Raw genomic sequence first — 20,192 nt, 5'->3', positions numbered from 1 at the left:
GCCTTGTTTGTTTTGCTTCCACTCAGCTATCGCTTCCTCATCAATCCAAAAGGTCAGAGAACCACGGTTGATTAAGGCTTTATTGTACTGCTTCCAGTTAGTTGTTTTGTAACGAGGTTTAGGCATGAGGCTACGACGATTGATGGGCGTAACCGCTCAGATCGTAGCTTCTTGATTTAGTTCCATCGAATTACGCAACAAAGCCACAACAACACCGCACCAAATTGATAAATGCTTAGACATAGATCTTCCTGATAAAAATTAACTTGACGCGATAATGCTATATATTTCATATTTGATTTTTAATAGCCAAATTTAAGAGGGTTAATCCCAAATATGGAACGTCACTCTTTGGATGACCTTTTGTTATTCGTTTCTGTTGCTCGTTATCAAAGCCTAACACAAGCATCTGAGCGTCTTAATGTCCCGTTAGCCACGCTAAGCCGGAAGTTAAAAAGGCTGGAAACAAACTTAAATTGCAGACTATTTAACCGCAGTGCACACCACTTTGCGTTAACAACTGATGGCGAAAAATATTATCAACTCTGTGAGCCATTACTTCTTAGCTTAAATAATGTGACATCGAGAATTGCGACTGAGCGTCAGTCTTTAAGCGGAACGATAAAACTATCAGCGCCAATTAACATGACACAGATGTGGTTAAAGCGGTGCGTTTATGAATTTGCAGAGCAACATCCGAAGATATGTATCGATTTAGATGTACAGAATGAAAAAATCAATCTTGTATCTAACCGTGTCGATGTTAGTTTTCGTCTTGGTGATCTTATTGAACAAGACTGGATTGCTCAGAAATTATGGTCGATTCCATTTGCGCTTTGTGCATCACGAAGCTATTTAGAACAACACCAACCGATTACCCATCCAGAACAACTTGTTCATCATCGCCTAATTACGGTAAACAACGACAGCCAATGGAAATTAGTTAATCAAATCACCAATGAAACATTTGATCATCCGCTAAAGTTTCAATTCACTTCAAATGATGTACTACTAGTTAGAGACGCCGTCATCCATGGTTTAGGAATTGCGTGGATTCCAACCTATTACTTTCATGAGCTAAATCATGATCAACATAACCTGCTGCCTTTGTTGCCGGAATGGCAATGCTCGGGTAAAGAAGTATTCATTATGTATCGAGACCGCGATAAAAGGCCTGCAAGAGTTGATGCATTTATTGAACATGTCTTAAATTGGAAAAATCGCATTCAAATGTTTGCTTGAAAGAGGTTTATCACATTGTGCTGTGCCGGTAACCTCAAGTGAAGCTTCATGACTCTGCTTCAATTGAGTTCATTTATTTAACCTCTAAAAGAATCATGAATACATAGGCAGTTAATGGGATTCGAGTTTACAAGTGATTCGGTCAGCTAAAACTCAAGCTAAGTAGAAAGTATTTGCAGTTGTATTTGCCTCTGAAAATCGTTTAGAGCTTTCTCATCCGCGAAGTTCTATAAGAAATTATTAAGGATATATTTGTGTGCGATTTCGTGAAAAAAATTATTGTAGGTTTACTTTTCAGTGCTTCGTCTTTTGCTTCCTTAAGTCAATATGTTCCAGCAATGAATGATAAGAACGGTTATGTAGAACCATTTCAGATGTTTGATAATGTCTATTATGTAGGAGACAAGTGGGTCTCATCATATGCCATTGCTACAGAAGACGGACTTGTTATCATTGATACGCTTGACTTCCCTTACTCTGAGTGGATACCTATCAACCTAGAGAAGCTAGGGCTAAAAGATAAGCCAATAACGCACATATTGGTAACTCATGGGCATTCTGACCACGTTGGGGGCGCCCAGTTACTTCAAGAGAAGTATGGTTCCAAAGTCGTGATGACCAAAAGCGCTCATGAACTATCTATACAGCAATCAAACAAAAGCGAAGGTGAGAACAAGTTCCTTCCTCCAAATTTAGACATAGAGATAAAAAGCGATAGCTCCATGGTTATTGGTGGACATGAGTTTAAGTTCTATCTCACACCTGGCCACACGGAAGGTGATTATTCCTTAGACTTCGCTGTTGAAGATAATGGCGAACAATATCGTGCTTTTATCGTTGGTGGGCATAGCGTAAGTAGCAATGATCCAGAAGTTATTGGCCAGTTCCTGACTAGCATGGAGAAAATTAGAAAAATTTCACTACAGGCACCTATTGTGAACGTTAACCTTTCGAACCATCCACATAAAAATTTCCTTTTTGAAAATAGGAAGAAGCTCGGCACAAGCGGTAACCCGTTTATCAGTGAGGCAAACTTCTTCATGTTCCTTAAGCAACAAGAAGATTTAGCTAAGGGAAAACTAGAAGAACTATAATACCGTGGTATACGAGCAGCCTTCGTTATTAGGTTAGAGATTTGCTCTTGAGTTATAGCTAAGGCTTTGATGAGTTGCTCAATCAAGATTCGACACTTGTGGTAGCTATATTGTTTGTAGGTTCTAGTGGCAAAGGCGCTGTGCGTAAACATTCGTATTGTGTGCCTTAAACCTTTGCAAGGCGTTACGTGCTTTCTGGAAAAGTCTCAAAATAGCGTACAATTAGCGTTTTGACACAGCGGAAATCATCATGGCCAAAACTGTTCAGCAGCAAATCGGAAACATTGCTCTAGTCGTTGAAAATTACGACGATGCTATCGAGTTCTATACTCAAAAACTTCAATTCACTCTGGTTGAAGATACCCACCTAGGTGGTGGTAAACGCTGGGTTCAAGTTTCTCCTCCAAACTCCAATGGTACAAACCTACTTTTAGCTCAAGCGAGTACACCGGAGCAAACGCATGCAGTAGGAAATCAAACAGGTGGTCGTGTTTTCCTGTTTCTGCAAACTAATGATTTTTGGCGTGACTACGAGTTGATGAAGAAAAATGGTGTTGTATTTAATGAAGAGCCTCGTGTGGAAGAATACGGGACAGTGGTGGTGTTCCAAGATCTCTATGGTAATAAGTGGGACTTACTGCAACTGAACTGAGAAACTACACAGCACCTGCATAACATAGTGTTCATGAGGAGTTTCCAACAAGCTTTTAAGGCTCTGAGATATTAGTGCTAATTCAAAGGTTCTCAGAAGTTACTGTATTTCTAAATCACTTTTGTGCAAACAATAACTAGCCATCATTCCTTCTCGATGTATCAACAAGTGTTAGGGCGGCACACCAAAAACAAAAAGGCGAACCAAACGGTTCGCCTTTGTCGATTTAGAGACTACAAAAATTAATCTTCGTAGTTATCGATGCTTGGGCATGAACAGATTAGGTTACGGTCGCCGTATACGTTATCCACGCGATTTACCGTTGGCCAGTACTTCCAAGATTTGGTCGCTTTAGACGGGAAGCAGCCAATCTCGCGAGAGTAAGGGCGGTCCCAATCTTCAGCTGAAAGATCAACTTGTGTGTGTGGCGCGTTAACAAGTGGGTTGTTATCCAGTGGCCATTCACCGTTTTTCACTTTCTCCATTTCTTCGCGGATAGCGATCATCGCATCACAGAAGCGGTCTAGCTCTTCTAGATCTTCCGATTCCGTTGGCTCAACCATTAGCGTGCCCGCTACAGGGAACGACATAGTTGGCGCGTGGAAACCGTAGTCCATTAGACGCTTCGCGATGTCTTCTTCGCTGATACCTGTTTCTTCTTTCAGCGGACGAATGTCGATAATACATTCGTGCGCTACGCGGCCATTTTTGCCACGGTAAAGAACAGGGTAGTGTTGGCGAAGTGTTTCCATCACGTAGTTTGCGTTCAGAATTGCTACTTTTGTTGCATCTGTTAGGCCAGGTTCGCCCATCATTGCGATGTAAGCCCAAGAGATAGGTAGGATAGAAGCGCTACCCATATCTGCTGCTGATACTGCGAAATCTGCGCCTTCTACACCGTCTTCAATATGCCCTGGTAAGAAAGGAGCTAGGTGAGATTTCACACCGATAGGACCCATACCCGGACCGCCACCACCGTGCGGGATGCAGAAGGTTTTGTGTAGGTTTAGGTGAGAAACGTCTGAACCGATGAAGCCTGGTGATGTTAGACCAACCTGCGCGTTCATGTTAGCGCCGTCTAGGTAAACCTGACCGCCAGCGGCATGAACCATTTCACACACTTCTTTCACTTTCTCTTCGTAAACGCCGTGCGTAGAAGGGTAAGTGATCATAATGCTTGATAGGTTGTCTTTGTGTTTCTCGATTTTCGCTGCTAGGTCGTCGATGTCGATGTTGCCTTCTTCATCACACTTAACCACAACCACTTTCATTGACACCATAGATGCTGTCGCAGGGTTAGTACCGTGCGCAGAGCTTGGGATCAAACATACGTTGCGGTGACCTTCGCCACGGCTTTCGTGGTAGCGTTGAATCGCGATAAGGCCTGCGTACTCACCCGATGCACCAGAGTTTGGTTGTAGTGAGAATGCGTCATAGCCAGTGATTTCACATAGCTTTTCTTTAAGGTCTTTTGCGAGTGCTGCGTAACCAGCTGCTTGTTCTGCTGGTGCGAACGGGTGGATCGAACCAAACTCAGGCCAAGTAACTGGGATCATCTCTGCTGCTGCGTTCAGCTTCATCGTACAGCTGCCCAGTGGGATCATGCCGTGCGTGAGTGAGAAGTCTTTGTTCTCTAGCTGTTTTAGGTAACGCATCATCTGTGTTTCGCTGTGGTGCGTGTTAAACACAGGGTGTGTTAGATATTCTGTTGTGCGGCGCAATGCTTCTGGAATGGCTGCAAACTCGTTGCCTGCGATTTCAGTTGATAGTGCTGCGACTTCTTCTTTCACACCGAATACTGCGAATAGGGCTTCTACATCTGCCACGGTTGTGGTTTCGTCGAAGCTCACACCTAGCTGAGTACCCAACTTACGTAGGTTGATGTCTGCGGCTAGTGCTTTCGCGTATAGGTCTTCAGTTTGTGCACCTGTGTTGATAGTGATGGTGTCGAAGAAGCTGTTGTGAGCAAGCTCGAAGCCGCCTTTAGTTAGGCCAGCGGCTAGGATGGCTGTCATGTGGTGCGTACGACGAGCAATCGTGCGTAGACCTTCTGCGCCGTGGTAAACCGCGTAGAAAGACGCCATGTTCGCTAGCAGTGCTTGAGCAGTACAGATGTTTGATGTCGCTTTTTCACGACGGATGTGCTGTTCACGCGTTTGCATTGCCATACGCAGTGCTTGGTTACCGTTGGTATCGATAGAAACACCGATAACACGCCCAGGCATTGTACGCTTGTGCTTATCACGCGTTGCCATGAAAGCAGCGTGTGGACCGCCGTAACCCATCGGCACGCCAAAACGTTGTGCTGAACCGATTGCTACGTCTGCGCCCATTTCACCTGCAGGTTTAAGCAGGGTAGAAGCAAGAAGGTCCGTTGCTACAGTCACTAGTGTTTTGTTTGCTTGCGCTTTAGCGATGATGTCCGTTAGGTCACGAACTTCACCTGTTGTACTTGGGTATTGAACTAGTGCGCCGAACACGTCTTGCTCTGGTAGTGATTCTAAAGAACCAACCAAGACTTCAAAGCCGATGAATTTCGCACGAGTTTTTACCACTTCGATGGTTTGTGGGTGAACGTCGTCAGCAACGAAGAATACGTTGCTCTTGCTTTTACCCGCACGCTTACAAAGTGTCATCGCTTCTGCTGCTGCCGTTGCTTCATCGAGCAATGACGCGTTCGCGATTTCCATACCAGTAAGATCCATCACCATTTGTTGGTAGTTTAGAAGTGCTTCTAAACGACCTTGTGAGATCTCTGGTTGGTAAGGGGTGTAAGCAGTGTACCAGCCCGGGTTTTCCATCACGTTGCGTAGAATCACGTTCGGCGTGAAGGTGTTGTAGTAACCCTGACCAATGAATGTACGTTTAACTTGGTTCTGATCGGCGAACTTACGCATTGCTGCCAGCATGTCTGCTTCGCTTTTCGCTTCTGCCAAGCTCATTGGTTGCTCTAGGCGAATTTGTGCTGGTACGGTTTCGTCGATAAGCGAATCTAGGCTAACTGCGTTGATCGCTTCCAACATTTTCTGTTGGTCAGATTTGTTTGGTCCATTGTGGCGAGCAACGAACTCGTTTTGTGTGCTGAGGCTTTGAAGTAATTCAGTCATTGTCCTTTACCTACTCCTTGGTTCGGGTAACGGATTTGCGTTACTGATAAATTAAATTATACGTCCGAACCTAGAAAAAAAGCTGTTCTCTAAACAGGCTAGGGAACAGCTTTCGTCACATCCTAATTACTCTTCTTCGATAGAGTTTAGGTATTCGTCTGCGTCTTTCAGGTTATCTAGTTCAGATACATCAGACATCTTCACTTTTACGATCCAGCCACCTTCGTACGGCTCTTCGTTAATTAGCTCTGGGCTGTCTTCTAGTTCTTCATTGATTTCTACGATTTCACCAGTGATTGGTGCGTAGATGTCTGACGCTGCTTTTACAGATTCAACGAGAGAGAAGCTTTCACCTGCTTCAACTTCGTCTTCTACGTCTGGTAGGTCAACGAATACCACGTCACCTAGCATTTCTTGTGCATGCTCAGAAATACCAATTGTTACTGTGCCGTCACCGTTGTCACGTACCCACTCGTGGCTATCTGCAAACTTCAGTGTTTTGTCCATTGCTTAATCTCCGAATAACTTGTCAGGAATTATTATGATTTTAAAAAAATCGTTTACTGGTATAGAGGAAAGCGACTGCAAAGTTCTTTTACTTCTTTGCGAACGCGTTTTTCAACTTCTGCGTCACCTTCAGGGTTGTTCACTAAACCGTCCAGTACGTCACCAATCCAATTACCGATGAGTTTGAATTCTTCAGCGCCAAAGCCGCGGCTTGTACCCGCAGGCGTTCCTAAACGGATGCCCGATGTAATCATAGGCTTCTCTGTATCGAATGGGATGCCATTTTTGTTACATGTGATCCCAGCACGCTCTAGAGCTTCTTCTGCTTTATTGCCTTTCAACCCTTTCGGACGAAGGTCAACCAGCATTAGGTGCGTGTCTGTGCCACCAGTTACGATGTCGCAACCGCGAGTTTGCAATACTTCCGCTAGGACTTTTGCGTTATTGATCACCGAATCAATATAAGTTTTAAATTCAGGGCCAAGCGCTTCACCAAATGCGACCGCTTTGGCTGCGATAACGTGCATCAGTGGGCCACCTTGTAGGCCAGGGAATACGGCTGAGTTGATTTTCTTAATGATGTCTTCGTGGTTAGTAAGAATCATACCGCCGCGAGGGCCACGCAATGTTTTGTGTGTTGTAGTCGTAACAACGTGTGCGTGTGGCAGTGGGCTAGGGTGCGCGCCTGTTGCGATAAGACCGGCGATGTGTGCCATGTCGACCATAAGAATTGCATTTACTTCGTCTGCGATTTCACGGAATTTTGCAAAGTCGATAGTACGTGGAATAGCGCTACCACCTGCGATGATCATTTTAGGTTGGTGCTCAAGTGCTAGCTCACGAACATCTTCGTAGTTGATTTCCAGTGTTTCGCGATCAACACCGTATTGAACTGCATTAAACCATTTACCAGAAAGTGCAGGGCGTGCACCGTGCGTCAGGTGACCACCTGCGTCTAAAGACATACCAAGAATGGTGTCACCAGGTTGAAGCAGTGCTAGTTTTACTGCGCCGTTTGCTTGTGCGCCTGAGTGTGGTTGAACGTTTGCGTATTCACAATTGAAAAGTTTTTTTGCGCGTTCGATAGCAATGGCTTCCACTGTATCTACGTGCTCACAACCACCATAGTAACGACGACCTGGGTAGCCTTCAGCGTATTTGTTTGTTAGGCATGTGCCTTGAGCTTGCATTACCGCTTTAGAAACAATGTTCTCTGAAGCGATAAGTTCGATTTGTTCGTTTTGGCGAGCGGATTCCGCTTGAATTCCAGCAAAGACAGCATCATCTGTCGCAGAGAGGTTGGTAGAGAAAAAGTTTTCCAAGCTGTGGTTAGGGTAACTCTTATTCATGGTAGTTGACCTTCCAAATCTGAAAATGAACCCGCAATAGATGAGTTATGATTTGCGGTTGTGGTTCATTTGTCCTCAAAAACAGCTGAACTGCGTAGCAGAACAGAGTGAACATCCGGCCCTAAATTTGGGCAAAAACTCCGTTGGATTGCGTGTTTCCTTTACCAATCTCTTACGGAAATATGCATCTCTACATCTAACAAGTTGGTAACATAGCGCCTGTGACGGGAACAATCAACCAAAAATTTCCTATAGGAAACAAGATTTCAAAATTTGTTAACAAGAGCACGCTTTAATTCACTTGGTGGACTTCTATCCACTATGTGCTTCATGCACAATGCGAGTAAGACAAAAAATATGGATATCTATAGAGGGATTTATGGCAGAAAGTATTTACGATGAATACCCATCGATGACGTTGGCAAAAGAGCAACATGACCAAAATATCGAGCCGTTAAAACTGGGCCAGCGTATTAAGGATATCCGCTCGAAACTCGGTATCACATTAGAAGAAGCGAGTCAGCGAACCGGGCTTGCTCGATCTACACTGAGCAAAATAGAAAATGAGCAGATCTCCCCGACGTTTCAAGCGATGCAAAAATTGGCACTTGGCTTACAAATTGACATGCCACAACTCTTTGAGCCACCTAGAAAAAAGGTAGCGACAGGGCGCAGGGATGTTACCAAGAAGAATGAAGGTAAACCACACCCAACACAAACCTATGAACACGAACTGCTCGCGACACAACTTTCCAACAAGAAAATGATGCCGTTTAAGAGCCAAATTCGAGCTCGTAGTTTTGATGAATATAAAGACTGGGTTCGTCATGATGGCGAAGAATTTCTGCTTATCTTATCTGGTGAGGTCATGTTCTATTCTGAGTTTTACGAACCTGTTGTTTTAAGCGAGGGAGACAGCGTTTATTACGATGCAAATATGGGACATATGTTGACCAGTGTTAGCGAAGAAGATGCGCTCATTTTGTGGGTGACAGCCAAATAGTGATAAATACTTGTAAATTTCCTATAGTGAAAGCAAACGATTGCTGCTGGTGGTCGTTATGATGAAAAAGCGCTTTTTTGATGAGAACTTGCTCATTAAAGCGCTTTTTTTGTACGATTTGTTGTGATTAAAATGTTAAGAGTCACACTTTTGCAAGTCGATCTACGTCTTGTTCGTGCAAAATAGAATGAGCCATGTTTATTATTGGAAACACATCGAATGCCGATAGCATTCTCGGGTCTATCTAAATGGAGACGAAAATGACTCAAGAACTACTGAAAACACCACTACACGCACTTCACGTTGAAGTTGGTGCCAAAATGGTCCCGTTCGCGGGTTACGATATGCCTGTTCAGTATCCTCTAGGCGTAAAGAAGGAACACTTACATACTCGTGATGCGGCAGGTCTGTTTGATGTTTCTCACATGGGACAGCTTCGCCTAGTTGGTGACGGTGCAGCTGCGTTCCTAGAAACATTAGTCCCAGTGGATATTGTGGATCTTGAGTCTGGTAAACAGCGTTACGCTTTTTTCACTAATGAAGAGGGCGGCATCATGGACGACTTGATGGTGGCTAACCTAGGCGATCATCTGTTTGTGGTTGTGAACGCAGCATGTAAAGCGCAAGATATCGCACACCTACAAGCGCATTTACCATCTGGTGTTGAGCTAGAAATTATCGAAGACCGAGCTCTACTTGCAATCCAAGGCCCTAAAGCGGCGGCTGTATTGGCGCGTTTTGCACCAGAAGTTTCTGAAATGCTGTTCATGGATATTTGTAAAGTCGATGTTTTAGGCACCGAGTGCATTGTTTCTCGTAGTGGTTATACAGGCGAAGACGGTTACGAAATCTCGGTTCCTGCTGACAAAGCGGAAGAGCTAGCACGTAAACTGACTGCGGAAGATGAAGTTGAATGGATTGGCCTTGGTGCTCGTGATTCACTTCGTCTTGAGTGTGGCCTTTGTCTATACGGTCATGACCTAGACACAACAACAACACCTGTTGAAGCGAGCTTGCTATGGGGTATCCAAAAAGTTCGTCGTATTGGTGGTGAACGTGAAGGTGGTTTCCCTGGCGCAGACATTATTCTTAAGCAGATTGAGACTAAAGATGTGGCGCGTAAGCGTGTGGGTCTAGTAGGTCAAACCAAAGCGCCAGTGCGTGAAGGTGTTGAACTGTTTGATGCTGACGGCGTTAAAATTGGCGTTGTAACCAGTGGTACGGCGGGCCCGAATGCAGGTAAGCCAGTCTCAATGGGGTATGTTCGTGCGGATTTGGCGGCGATTGGTACTGAAGTGTTCGCTGAAGTGCGTGGCAAAATGCTACCAATGACAGTTGAAAAAATGCCGTTCGTACCACAACGCTACTACCGTGGTTAAAACGAATTGAAACAAAAATGCCGAGCTTTGTAGCTCGGCATTTTTATGTCTTCTTTTCGCTTGTTTGCTTTTAGTTTACTGCTTCATCAATAGTACAGCACATATCAATAACGATATCTTCAAGCTTTTCCGGATGAATCATCTCTTCTTTTGCGATCCCAAATTGAGAGGCCATAATGGTATTAAACAATTCCCAATGCTTGATCAGCAGTTTTTCGCGATTATCTGCAATATCCGGCCATGTTTCTTGCATCATTGGCGCGAGACTGACAGCACCATGTGCGAAGATCAACATTTGCCACTTTGATTCCCACTGATCAAATTGTGCATTAGGGTTTTCGCTGTTGTACTGCTCGAAAATTCCGGTAAATATTGCAGCGAACTCATCTTTTGACTTTAAGAAATACTGCAGTAGAGCACCGTCATCGCCTTGTCGAATGGCATCGGCGATCATCTGTACTGGATGAGGATTGACGAGAGCAAATGCTAGCATGCGAACCATAAACAGATAAATTTTTCTATTCGAAGGTGTGTTCTCCGGCATTTCATTGATGAGTTCAGCCATATAGCACTGCATGAACTCGTCCATTGCATCGCTAACCGCTTGCCAGATTTTCTCTTTGCTGCCGAAGTGGTGACGGATCAAACTATGTGAAACACCAGCCTTTTCACTGATATTGCGCAGCGAGACACGCTCGTAACCAAGTTCACAAAACATATCTGCTGCCACTTTAAGGATCAGACACTTAGTTTGTTCTGCTGCTTCAGCACTTCTACGCCCCTGCTTTCTTTCATTCATAGTTCGAATTTTCCCGAATATTAATCACGCGCTTACTTTTACCAGAAACCGAACGCTTTGACTAATTAATTTGCTATCCACCTGGAAAATATGTTGATCAATTTCAAATTCTGCTTATACTGCACGGCTGTGTAATATATAAAACCTACGGAGAAAGCGGGTGCGAAAACAATATTTAAAGCGCACTTTAGTTGGCGCAGTGGTGACATTAAGTCTTTCTGGAATGCTAACTGGGTGTAATAAAGCCATTTCTGAGCCGTCTGAACCTTTAATCAAACCTGTAAAATTACTGGCGGTGAAAGACCTAGAACTTGAAGACTCGCACGCCTTTTTAGCGCGTATTGATGCAACACATCGCGCGCAGCTTTCTTTTCAGGTTGGTGGAGAGGTAGATGAATTACGTGTACGCATGGGTCAAAAGGTCCAACAAGGTGAAGTGCTCGCAACGTTAGACCCTAAAGATCTTCAGCTTGCGTTAGATGCCGCTCAAGCGCAGTACGCGTTAGCGAAAACACAATGGGACCGCGCGAAAAACCTTTACGGAAAAAAACTCATTAGTACTGATGAGTACGATCAGAAAGAAACTCAATATAAAGCGGCATTGGCGAACTACGAACAAGCTAAAACCGATTTGAGCTATACCAAAATTCATGCACCGTTTGATGGCATTGTGTCATATACCTATGTCAACCCGTTTCAAGTAGTAGCAGAGAAGCAGGAGATCTTGAATCTCATTGATAACACGACGTTGGATGTGTCGTTCACCTTGCCTGTAAGTTATGCGGAATCTGTATCACTTGAGTCACTGCAAAACTCCGATATGTGGGTGACGATGGATAGCGAGCCAGGAAAACGTATTCCTGGGCAATTTAAAGAAATTTCGACGCAGCCAAACATCGATACCAATAGTTATGAGGCGATCGTGACCATCACTCGGCCAGAAGATCGCAATTTGCTGACAGGTATGACAGGGCAGGTACACATGGCTAAACAACATGTATCGGACGCGATGACGTTACCTCAGTCTGCTTGGGTCAACAAAAATGGGACGCAAGGTGAAGTTTGGGTAATGGACAGAAGCACGCAGCAGGTCAATAAAGTCACTGTGTCACTTGACGCAGCAGGTGGTGTGAAAGCCGGGCTTGATAACAATGATTACGTTGTTATTGCTGGTGTTGAGAGACTGGTTGAAGGACAAGTGGTGAAAGCTTGGGTTCGTGAGGGAGGCATTTAATGAAACGTTCTCTACTTACGATCTCTGCGATTGCACTTGCAGTTTTAACAGGGTGCAAAAATGAAAACCAAGCTATCGTCGAGCAGCCACTTTTTGTGTCGACTATCTCGGTGGATGCACCAGTACAAAGTCAACATCGCGCGTTCAAAGGCATAGTAGTGCCTGCAGAGCAAACGCCAATGGCATTTCGCCGCGCTGGGGAAGTTCAGCACGTATTGGTTAAAGCGGGTGACGTTGTGAAGCAGGGGCAAATGATCGCAAAGCTAGATGATAGCAAAGAGAAGCAAGCCGTGAATGACGCAGAAGCACAATACACACTCGCAATTCGTCAGCTTAAACGCGGTGAAGACTTGCATGCACGTCAAATGATTTCAAAAGCGGAACTTGATGAGCTAACCGCCAATAAAGAGCTAGCTGAGGCTACTTTCTATAACGCGACCAATCAATTGAATTACACCCGTTTATTCGCCCCGTTCGCCGGTAAAGTATCTGATGTTTTCAAAGAACGTTTTGAGCGTGTGGCAATTGGTGAACCCGTGTTAAACCTATACCAAAACGATTTGGTTTACGTGCGTATTGAGCTTTCCGACAATGTTTTAGCGATGGTAGACCCAAACTCAGACAGCATGAGCTACAAGCCTAGAGCAACCTTCTCCGGCATCGATGGCAGATTTGCTTTGGACTATTTAGAGCACACAAGTGAACCCAACGCTGAAACTCAAACCTACGAAATGTACTTGACGATGCCACAGCCAAAAACAGAGATATTGCCGGGAACCAGCGTAAGCGTTTTGGTCGATATGGTGAAGGCGGGCATTACCTCTATTGATGGTTACAGTGTTCCTGTCACGGCGCTTCAAGCAGGCAGTGAAGGGAATGAGTTCTTTGTGTGGAAAAAAGAAGGTGACATTGTCACACGAGTGCCTGTCATGATTTCTCAAGTGAATGGCAATGGAGCCATTGTGTCGTCAGGTGTTAGCCAGGGCGATATTCTGATTAATTCAAATCTGCGTAAATTACGCGAAGGTAAACATGTGGATGTTGTGGAGAATAACCAATAATGAACATTGCTGAGTATTCAATAAAAAACAAAGTCATCAGCTGGTTGTTCATTATTATCCTTGCTGTTGGTGGTTTAACGTCATTTTTGGAGCTTGGACGATTAGAAGACCCGGCATTTACGATCAAAGATGCCATGATCATCTCAACATACCCTGGCGCGACGTCAAAAGAAGTTGAAGAAGAGCTGACGTATCCTCTAGAAAAAGAGATTCGAAAACTCCCTTATATCGACAAAATTACCTCTACGTCTTCTAATGGTATGTCTCAAATAACGGTGAGCATGGAAATGGACTATGGTCCTGATGAACTGCCGCAAATTTGGGATGAAATGCGCCGTAAAATTAATGATTTACGACCATCATTGCCCCAAGGTGTTCAGTCTTTACAGATCATTGATGATTTCGGTGACGTTTATGGCGTGATGTTAATGCTCACTGGTGACGATTACGACTATGTAGAGCTGAAACGTTATGCGGATTACCTGACCCGTGAAATCGAGCTTGTTGATGGTGTTGGTAAGGTAGACATCACGGGCGATCAGCAAGAAATGCTATTCGTTGAGATCTCACTTGATCGCCTTGCTGCACTGAACTTAGACATGAATGTGGTTTCGAGCTTGTTGAACCAGCAAAACAATGTGGTTTCAGCAGGGGAAGTGATGGTCAATGGCGAAAGCCTTGTTATTCGCCCAAGCGGCACCTTAAACACTGTAGAAGCACTAGAAAATCTGATCATTCATGGCCGTGACACAGGAAATCTAATTCGTCTAAAAGACGTAGCAACGATTTCTCGCGGTATTCAAGAGAAGCCAGGCAACGTCGTACTCTTTAACGGTCAAAAAGCGATTAATATCGGTATCTCGTTTGCATCGGGTGTGAACGTGGTTGAGGTTGGTGAACGTTTGGATGCGGAGCTCGCGAGCCTTGAGTCTATCAAGCCTGCTGGCATCGATATGAACTACTTTTACAACCAAGCCAATGAGGTGGATGAATCTGTTAAAGCGTTTGTAATTAGTCTAGCGGAGGCAGTGGCGATCGTAATCATTGTGTTGCTGTTTACTATGGGTTTACGCAGTGGTGTCATCATTGGAGTTGTGTTGTTATTGACGGTATTTGGTACCTTCATTTTGATGAATTACAACAACATCGAACTGCATCGTATTTCTCTTGGCGCGTTAATTATTGCCTTAGGTATGCTGGTTGATAACGCGATTGTTGTCGTGGAAGGCATATTGGTTGGCCTAAAGAAAGGGCGTACCAAAGTTCAAGCGGCTGTCGATATTGTAAAGCAAACACAATGGCCTTTGCTGGGCGCGACTGTTATTGCAATTACGGCTTTTGCACCTATCGGCTTGTCGCAAGATGCGACAGGTGAGTTCATGGGCTCTCTATTCTGGGTGCTGTGTTTCTCACTATTTTTAAGCTGGATTACCGCTATTACACTGACGCCTTTCCTTGCCGATCTTTTGTTGAAAGAGGAAAACAAAGAGCAAGGTACTAGCGAAGATGATCCTTATAAAGGCTGGTTGTTTGTCGTATTTGGGGCATCGCTGAAATTTGCATTGCGATTCCGCTGGCTTACCGTTGCTGGCATGGTGGCGCTATTAGTGGGTGCTGTCGTGGCATTTGGTAATGTAAAACAGCAGTTCTTCCCACCATCGAATACGCCGATGTTCTACGTGGATATGTGGATGCCAGAAGGTACTGACATCCGTGAAACGATCAAAAAAGCTGAAGAGGTCGAAAGCTACATTCGTCAGCAAGATGATATTGACTTTGTTTCTGCTTCGATTGGGCAGGGCCTACAGCGTTTTGCTTTAACCTATCAACCAGAAAAAAGTTACGAAGCGTACGCTCAGTTCCAAGTTCGCGCGACTGATCGTGAGAAAATGTTTGGTTTACTGCATAAGTTAGATGAGAATCTGGCGAAAACATTTGATGCGCCTACGTTCCAGTTTAAATTGATGGAATTTGGTCCATCACCAGCGTCTAAGATCGAAGCGCGTATTACTGGCCCTGATCCACAAGTTTTACGTGACTTGGCGGTGCAAGTTGAAGACATCCTTCATACCGATCCTGGTGCCCGAAACATTCGTCACGATTGGCGAGAGCGCACCAAGGAACTTGTACCCGTTTTCAATGAGTCTAAAGCTCGTCGCTTAGGTATTTCGAAAGAAGATCTTTCAAGCACACTGCAAATGGCGTTTGGTGGTAGCACCTTAGGTTACTTGCGTGATGGTACACATACGTTGCCAATTATGACACGCCTTCCTGAAGAAGAACGCGTAGATTTTGAATCACTACAAAACGTGACCATTTGGAGTCCTTCGTTGCAAACGTATATTCCGGTTGATCAAGTGATTGATGGCGTTCAACTGGATTGGAGTGAGCCGCTAATTCAGCGTCGTGACCGTAAGCGTACGTTAACCGTTCTCGCGGACCATGATGTGTTGAGTGACGACACGGCAGCAAGCTTATTTGCTCGTGTACAGCCTAAAGTGATGGCATTGCATGTTCCAGAAGGGTACGAAATCACATGGGGTGGTGAGTACGAATCATCCAAAGATGCACAAGAAGGCCTATTCGGTTCATTGCCGATGGGTTACTTGTTGATGTTCATCATTACTATTTTACTGTTTAACTCAATCAAAAAGCCGTTGGTCATTTGGTTCACCGTTCCGTTAGCGATCATTGGCGTTGCTTTTGGTTTGCTTACCACGAACATGCCGTTCAGTTTTACAGCATTCCTTGGTTTGTTAAGCCTAAGTGGCATGATTTTGAAAAACGGTATTGTGTTGCTTGACCAAATTAACCTTGAGTTGGAGTCAGGTAAAGATCCTTACCTCGCGATTGTCGATAGTGCGATAAGCCGCGTTCGTCCGGTAAGTATGGCTGCGCTAACGACTATCTTGGGGATGATTCCACTGGTCTTCGATGCCTTCTTTGGCTCGATGGCAATAACGATTATGGCAGGTCTTGGTTTTGCTACTGTACTGACACTGATAGTGGTGCCAGTGATGTTTGCAATTCTGTTTAGGGTAAAACCGACCACTGCATAGGGACTCCTGGCTATTTGCCAGCTTCCTGCCTAGCCCTGAAGGTTTTCTTCGGGGCTTTTTTGATCTTACTAATATATACCAAACCATTCATTTGCTTGATTTTAATGATTTTCTTACGATTACAATGCAAATCATGCGTATACTGATGTAACGACACATCAAAGATTGAGATTACATGAATAAGCGCATATTAAACGGACTCTTCTTCGTTGGTTCTTTCACCTTGGTTGGCTGCACCGCGACGGATAGCATGCCGACAGAAACCAAACAACCTGCCCCTAAAGTCAACAGTGTTAGTGCTGAAGTCATTTCCAGTTGGATTGATAGTAAGGTTTTAGCCCCTGAAGGGCTGTCGCTCGAGCAAGACAATCTACGTTATCTATCGGGTAGCGCCGACCTAAACAGCGACGGCAAGGCAGAACACATAGTGTTGCTTCAAGATCGCTATTTCTGTGGTAGTGGTGGCTGCTCTGCATATATGTTTGATAATGAGGGAAACGTTATTAATCGAATGTCGGTAACTCGCACGCCTATTGTACTAGCCGACAGTTACAGTAATGGTTGGCAGGACTTTATCGTTTGGAGTAATGGCTCATATCGACTCATGAGTTACAACGGTGAGTCTTATCCAAGTAACCCGTCACTAGAGCCAAAGGTGGATCGAGACGCTAACCAGCAGGCGGCAATCGCAAATGTAATGGCGACAGAGCTTTATCAGCAAGACGGCTATGACATTCTGCCCGCAGAGTCAAAAACCTTGTGGACGCCAGCTAACGTTTACCACTTTACCTTCAAGCACTACGGTGATCCGCATAGCGCTTATCAAGCAACGGTGGATATGAGCAGTGGGGAAGTAGACATTGTAGCCGTTCCGGCTGCGGAATAAAAAACACCTCCCTTAACCGGAATTAAAGGGAGGTGCTAAATGCCAAATTCGAGGGTGGCATTGTTAACCGGAGTCGCTCTAATTAAGCTGCGACTTCTTGCTTCGCTTCTGCTTTGCTTTTTAAGAATGCGTAAGTAAAGCCAGTTACCGCTGTACCCGCTGCAATAGCCACTAAATACATTAATACTGGTGAAATTGCGTTAGGAATTAGCAGCACGAATAGACCGCCGTGTGGTGCCATTAATTTCGCACCGAATAGCATCGATAGGGCACCAGTAAGCGCGCCACCTGCCATACAAGATGGAATCACGCGCATTGGATCTTTCGCAGCAAATGGAATTGCGCCTTCAGAGATGAAACACAGACCCAAGACAAATGATGCTTTACCAGCCTCACGTTCATTTTGTTCAAATTTGTTCTTCGCAATGAAGGTCGCTAAACCCATACCTAGCGCAGGAACCATACCTGCGGCCATGATTGCCGCCATTGGTGCGTAAGTTTGTGAAGCCAAAAGGCCAACACCAAATGCGTAAGCGGCTTTGTTTACCGGGCCTCCTAGGTCGAAACACATCATTGCGCCAAGGATAATACCCAGTAGTACTGCACTGTCAGATCCCATGTTGTTTAGGAAGTCAGTCAGGCCGTTCATGATGCCTGAAACTGGGCCGCCTACGATGTAGATCATGACAAGTCCGGTGAACAATGTTGCCACAAATGGAATGATCAGAATCGGTTTAAGCGCCTCCATCGATTGTGGCAGTTTCACCTTATCTGCGAGGAGTTTCGCTGCGTAACCGGCAATGAAGCCAGCTGCGATACCACCTAGGAAACCAGCACCCGTTGAACTTGCTAGCATACCACCAACAAGACCAGGAGCCAGACCAGGACGGTCTGCGATTGAAAACGCAATATAGCCAGCAAGTACAGGAATCATCAATGCGAATGCAGAGCCACCACCAATGTTCATCAAGGCTGCTGCTAGTGTGCCTTCTTCTTTAAATGCTTCAATACCGAACACGAAAGATAGAGCGATGATCAAACCACCTGCAACGACGACAGGAAGCATGTGCGAAACACCGGTCATCAGGTGCTTGTAAGCGCCTTTTTTCTCTTCGGTGGTAGCTGAAGAGCTAGCTGAACCAGAATGCTGATACACAGTGGCTTGCTCGAATGCTTTGTCCATCTCTTCGGCTGTTTTTTTCAGAGCTGGACCTGTTTTCGTGCGGTACATCTTTTTGCCGTTAAAGCGATCAAGTGGCACTTCAATATCCGCAGCAATGATCACCAGATCGGCGTCTGCAATTTCTTGCTCAGTCAGTTGGTTTTTAGCGCCAACTGAACCACGAGTTTCCACCTTGATTTGATGGCCACGACGCTTGCCTTCTTCTTCTAAAGCTTCTGCCGCCATAAAGGTATGCGCAACGCCAGTAGGGCATGCCGTGATTGCAATAATCTTCTTTGATGCTGATGTTGTATCTGTAGTGATAGGGGCTGCAAGTGTGGTTGCTTTTTCAAGTAAAGTGGCGTTTTCAACCGCTTGCTGGAGAAACGCAGTTGCGTCTTTTGCTACTTCGCTAATTTCCGCTTGGTAAACCTTTTTTCCTACAAAACGAGAAGTGTCGACGCTAGTATTTGCCGCAATGACAATGACTTCGGCTTGTTCAACGTCAGCTTCCGTCAATAGTGTTGGTTCAACCACACTTGATTGACATTCTATTTTGGCATTCCAGTTTAATTTTGCGGCGGCTTGTTCTAGTAATCCTGCCGCAAGGATGCTATTTGCTACACCGCTCGGACAGGCAGTAATAATGGCAATATTCATACGATAACCTTCTGTTCCTTAGTTTTGTTCTAAGTTTGTAATAGGGTAAAGCGCGCTAACTTCAGTTTGTCGCTTGATATTTTCCAGTTCTTCCTGACTGGTTAGCCCTACGCCAACTTGACTAACTGCCAAAGCAGAAAGTGCCGTAGCGAAGCGCAATAAATCGTTTTTAGGCATCAGTTGCATGTGGCCCCAACACAAGCCAGCGACCAGCGTATCGCCTGCGCCAACGGTGCTCACGACATTCATTCGAGGCGGTTTTGCACTAAGCCATTCGCCTTGGTTGAGCCACATAACACCGTCAGGTCCCATAGAAACCACGATGTTTTCTATGCCTTTGTCGCTCAGTGTTTGCGCAGCAGCTTGGCATTGTTCTGGCGTTGAAAGGTGCTCGCCGACAAAGTCACTTAGCTCTTCGTCGTTTGGTTTGATCAACCAAGGATGAGCGTCGATGCCTGCGCGTAGTGCTGCTTTGCTGCTATCGAACAACACTTTCTTGCCTTGCTGATGCAGCTTCTCAATCCATGCTGCGCATTGCTCTGCAGTAACACCGACCGGTAGGCTGCCTGCCAATACAAAGTAATCATGCGTCTCCGCTAGACGAAATAGTGTCTCCTCAAAGCGAGTAATTTCGTTGGTCGTTACTTGAACGCCAGGGAAGTTGATATCACTGACGTTGCCATTGGCCTCAACCAGCTTAACGTTGATACGAGTGGCACCCTCTACTTCCACAAATTCATTCTTAACGTTGATGTCATTGAAAAGCTGATGAAATAGCTCAGGGTTATCTTTACCGAGAAAGCCGGTAACCGTGACGTCTGCGCCTAAATCGCTCAATACTTTTGCTACGTTGACACCTTTACCAGCAGCGTGGAGATTGCTTTGCTGTACTAAGCTCACGGAACCAACGTTTAGTTCATTTACTGAACCTGTTAAATCCAATGCTGGGTTGAGCGTAATAGTGACAACCTTATTTGTTTTGTTTGTCATATCGGATC

15 protein-coding genes and 1 pseudogene are annotated in these 20,192 nt (G+C 45.0%); 9 read left to right on the top strand and 7 right to left on the bottom strand.

From position 1 onward, the window contains the following. Window positions 1–126, bottom strand: a pseudogene (locus R7Z77_RS18130) (IS5/IS1182 family transposase); the annotation flags it as partial. 210 nt (window positions 127–336) lie between these two features. Between R7Z77_RS18130 and R7Z77_RS18125 the strand changes: the two are divergent. The 3 genes from R7Z77_RS18125 to R7Z77_RS18115 all read left to right on the top strand — a co-directional run bounded on the left by R7Z77_RS18125 (window position 337) and on the right by R7Z77_RS18115 (window position 2,988). Beyond that, entirely contained in the window at window positions 337–1,242 is a 906-nt protein-coding gene (locus tag R7Z77_RS18125) for a LysR family transcriptional regulator (protein ID WP_054730378.1), read from the top strand. A gap of 266 nt (window positions 1,243–1,508) precedes the next feature. Continuing rightward, complete coding sequence (locus tag R7Z77_RS18120; protein ID WP_225455282.1) at window positions 1,509–2,336, top strand: MBL fold metallo-hydrolase; 828 nt, start codon at window positions 1,509–1,511, stop codon at window positions 2,334–2,336. Between the two features lie 250 nt (window positions 2,337–2,586). Next, entirely contained in the window at window positions 2,587–2,988 is a 402-nt protein-coding gene (locus R7Z77_RS18115) for a VOC family protein (protein WP_064354751.1), read from the top strand. A gap of 242 nt (window positions 2,989–3,230) precedes the next feature. On the opposite strand, the gene gcvP is transcribed toward R7Z77_RS18115, so the two are convergent. The 3 genes from gcvP to R7Z77_RS18100 all read right to left on the bottom strand — a co-directional run bounded on the left by gcvP (window position 3,231) and on the right by R7Z77_RS18100 (window position 7,951). Continuing rightward, a complete protein-coding gene (gene gcvP, locus R7Z77_RS18110; RefSeq protein WP_042520777.1) occupies window positions 3,231–6,095 on the bottom strand; it encodes an aminomethyl-transferring glycine dehydrogenase in 2,865 nt (954 codons plus the stop codon). A gap of 126 nt (window positions 6,096–6,221) precedes the next feature. Continuing rightward, complete coding sequence (gcvH, locus tag R7Z77_RS18105; protein ID WP_005376432.1) at window positions 6,222–6,602, bottom strand: glycine cleavage system protein GcvH; 381 nt, start codon at window positions 6,600–6,602, stop codon at window positions 6,222–6,224. A gap of 53 nt (window positions 6,603–6,655) precedes the next feature. Next, entirely contained in the window at window positions 6,656–7,951 is a 1,296-nt protein-coding gene (locus R7Z77_RS18100) for a serine hydroxymethyltransferase (RefSeq protein WP_005376430.1), read from the bottom strand. A gap of 379 nt (window positions 7,952–8,330) precedes the next feature. On the opposite strand from R7Z77_RS18100, the gene R7Z77_RS18095 reads away from it, so the two are divergent. After that, complete coding sequence (locus R7Z77_RS18095; protein ID WP_005376429.1) at window positions 8,331–8,954, top strand: helix-turn-helix domain-containing protein; 624 nt, start codon at window positions 8,331–8,333, stop codon at window positions 8,952–8,954. 260 nt (window positions 8,955–9,214) lie between these two features. After that, on the top strand, window positions 9,215–10,333 hold the full coding sequence (gene gcvT / locus R7Z77_RS18090; RefSeq protein ID WP_213967979.1) for a glycine cleavage system aminomethyltransferase GcvT: 1,119 nt from the start codon (window positions 9,215–9,217) through the stop codon (window positions 10,331–10,333). A 70-nt stretch (window positions 10,334–10,403) separates the two neighbouring features. On the opposite strand, the gene vdeR is transcribed toward gcvT, so the two are convergent. Then, complete coding sequence (gene vdeR / locus R7Z77_RS18085; protein WP_017820966.1) at window positions 10,404–11,132, bottom strand: efflux transporter transcriptional repressor VdeR; 729 nt, start codon at window positions 11,130–11,132, stop codon at window positions 10,404–10,406. 160 nt (window positions 11,133–11,292) lie between these two features. Between vdeR and R7Z77_RS18080 the strand changes: the two genes are divergently transcribed. From R7Z77_RS18080 to R7Z77_RS18065, 4 genes are all read left to right on the top strand, one after another. Further along, a complete protein-coding gene (locus R7Z77_RS18080) occupies window positions 11,293–12,366 on the top strand; it encodes an efflux RND transporter periplasmic adaptor subunit (protein WP_213967980.1) in 1,074 nt (357 codons plus the stop codon). Beyond that, entirely contained in the window at window positions 12,366–13,427 is a 1,062-nt protein-coding gene (locus tag R7Z77_RS18075) for an efflux RND transporter periplasmic adaptor subunit (RefSeq protein ID WP_005376420.1), read from the top strand. Before R7Z77_RS18080 ends, R7Z77_RS18075 begins: the two co-directional genes overlap by 1 nt. After that, window positions 13,427–16,486, top strand: coding sequence for an efflux RND transporter permease subunit (locus R7Z77_RS18070; RefSeq protein WP_005376413.1), 3,060 nt, complete (start codon window positions 13,427–13,429; stop codon window positions 16,484–16,486). The genes R7Z77_RS18075 and R7Z77_RS18070 overlap by 1 nt, the downstream gene beginning before the upstream one ends. Before the next feature lie 175 nt (window positions 16,487–16,661). Further along, window positions 16,662–17,372, top strand: coding sequence for a hypothetical protein (locus R7Z77_RS18065; RefSeq protein ID WP_005376411.1), 711 nt, complete (start codon window positions 16,662–16,664; stop codon window positions 17,370–17,372). Between the two features lie 82 nt (window positions 17,373–17,454). Here R7Z77_RS18065 and fruA read toward each other — a convergent pair whose 3' ends face one another. Both fruA and pfkB read right to left on the bottom strand, forming a co-directional pair. Continuing rightward, entirely contained in the window at window positions 17,455–19,194 is a 1,740-nt protein-coding gene (gene fruA / locus R7Z77_RS18060) for a PTS fructose transporter subunit IIBC (protein WP_213967983.1), read from the bottom strand. A gap of 18 nt (window positions 19,195–19,212) precedes the next feature. After that, window positions 19,213–20,184: a 1-phosphofructokinase gene (gene pfkB / locus R7Z77_RS18055; protein ID WP_213967984.1), complete on the bottom strand. Its 972-nt coding sequence runs from the start codon at window positions 20,182–20,184 to the stop codon at window positions 19,213–19,215. Between the last annotated feature and the right edge of the window lie 8 nt (window positions 20,185–20,192).

The sequence above is a fragment of the Vibrio sp. 1401 genome, from assembly GCF_033340295.1.
Note: the sequence above shows the minus strand (reverse complement) of the source record. Positions and strands in the feature narration are given on the sequence as shown.

Excerpts from the sequence above, each read along its gene's own strand:
- R7Z77_RS18125 (WP_054730378.1), top strand. The coding sequence starts at position 337 with ATGGAACGTCACTCTTTGGATGACCTTTTGTTATTCGTTTCTGTTGCT.
- R7Z77_RS18115 (WP_064354751.1), top strand. The coding sequence starts at position 2,587 with ATGGCCAAAACTGTTCAGCAGCAAATCGGAAACATTGCTCTAGTCGTT.
- gcvP (WP_042520777.1), bottom strand. The coding sequence starts at position 6,095 with ATGACTGAATTACTTCAAAGCCTCAGCACACAAAACGAGTTCGTTGCT.
- gcvH (WP_005376432.1), bottom strand. The coding sequence starts at position 6,602 with ATGGACAAAACACTGAAGTTTGCAGATAGCCACGAGTGGGTACGTGAC.
- R7Z77_RS18100 (WP_005376430.1), bottom strand. The coding sequence starts at position 7,951 with ATGAATAAGAGTTACCCTAACCACAGCTTGGAAAACTTTTTCTCTACC.
- R7Z77_RS18095 (WP_005376429.1), top strand. The coding sequence starts at position 8,331 with ATGGCAGAAAGTATTTACGATGAATACCCATCGATGACGTTGGCAAAA.
- gcvT (WP_213967979.1), top strand. The coding sequence starts at position 9,215 with ATGACTCAAGAACTACTGAAAACACCACTACACGCACTTCACGTTGAA.
- vdeR (WP_017820966.1), bottom strand. The coding sequence starts at position 11,132 with ATGAATGAAAGAAAGCAGGGGCGTAGAAGTGCTGAAGCAGCAGAACAA.
- R7Z77_RS18075 (WP_005376420.1), top strand. The coding sequence starts at position 12,366 with ATGAAACGTTCTCTACTTACGATCTCTGCGATTGCACTTGCAGTTTTA.
- R7Z77_RS18070 (WP_005376413.1), top strand. The coding sequence starts at position 13,427 with ATGAACATTGCTGAGTATTCAATAAAAAACAAAGTCATCAGCTGGTTG.
- R7Z77_RS18065 (WP_005376411.1), top strand. The coding sequence starts at position 16,662 with ATGAATAAGCGCATATTAAACGGACTCTTCTTCGTTGGTTCTTTCACC.
- fruA (WP_213967983.1), bottom strand. The coding sequence starts at position 19,194 with ATGAATATTGCCATTATTACTGCCTGTCCGAGCGGTGTAGCAAATAGC.
- pfkB (WP_213967984.1), bottom strand. The coding sequence starts at position 20,184 with ATGACAAACAAAACAAATAAGGTTGTCACTATTACGCTCAACCCAGCA.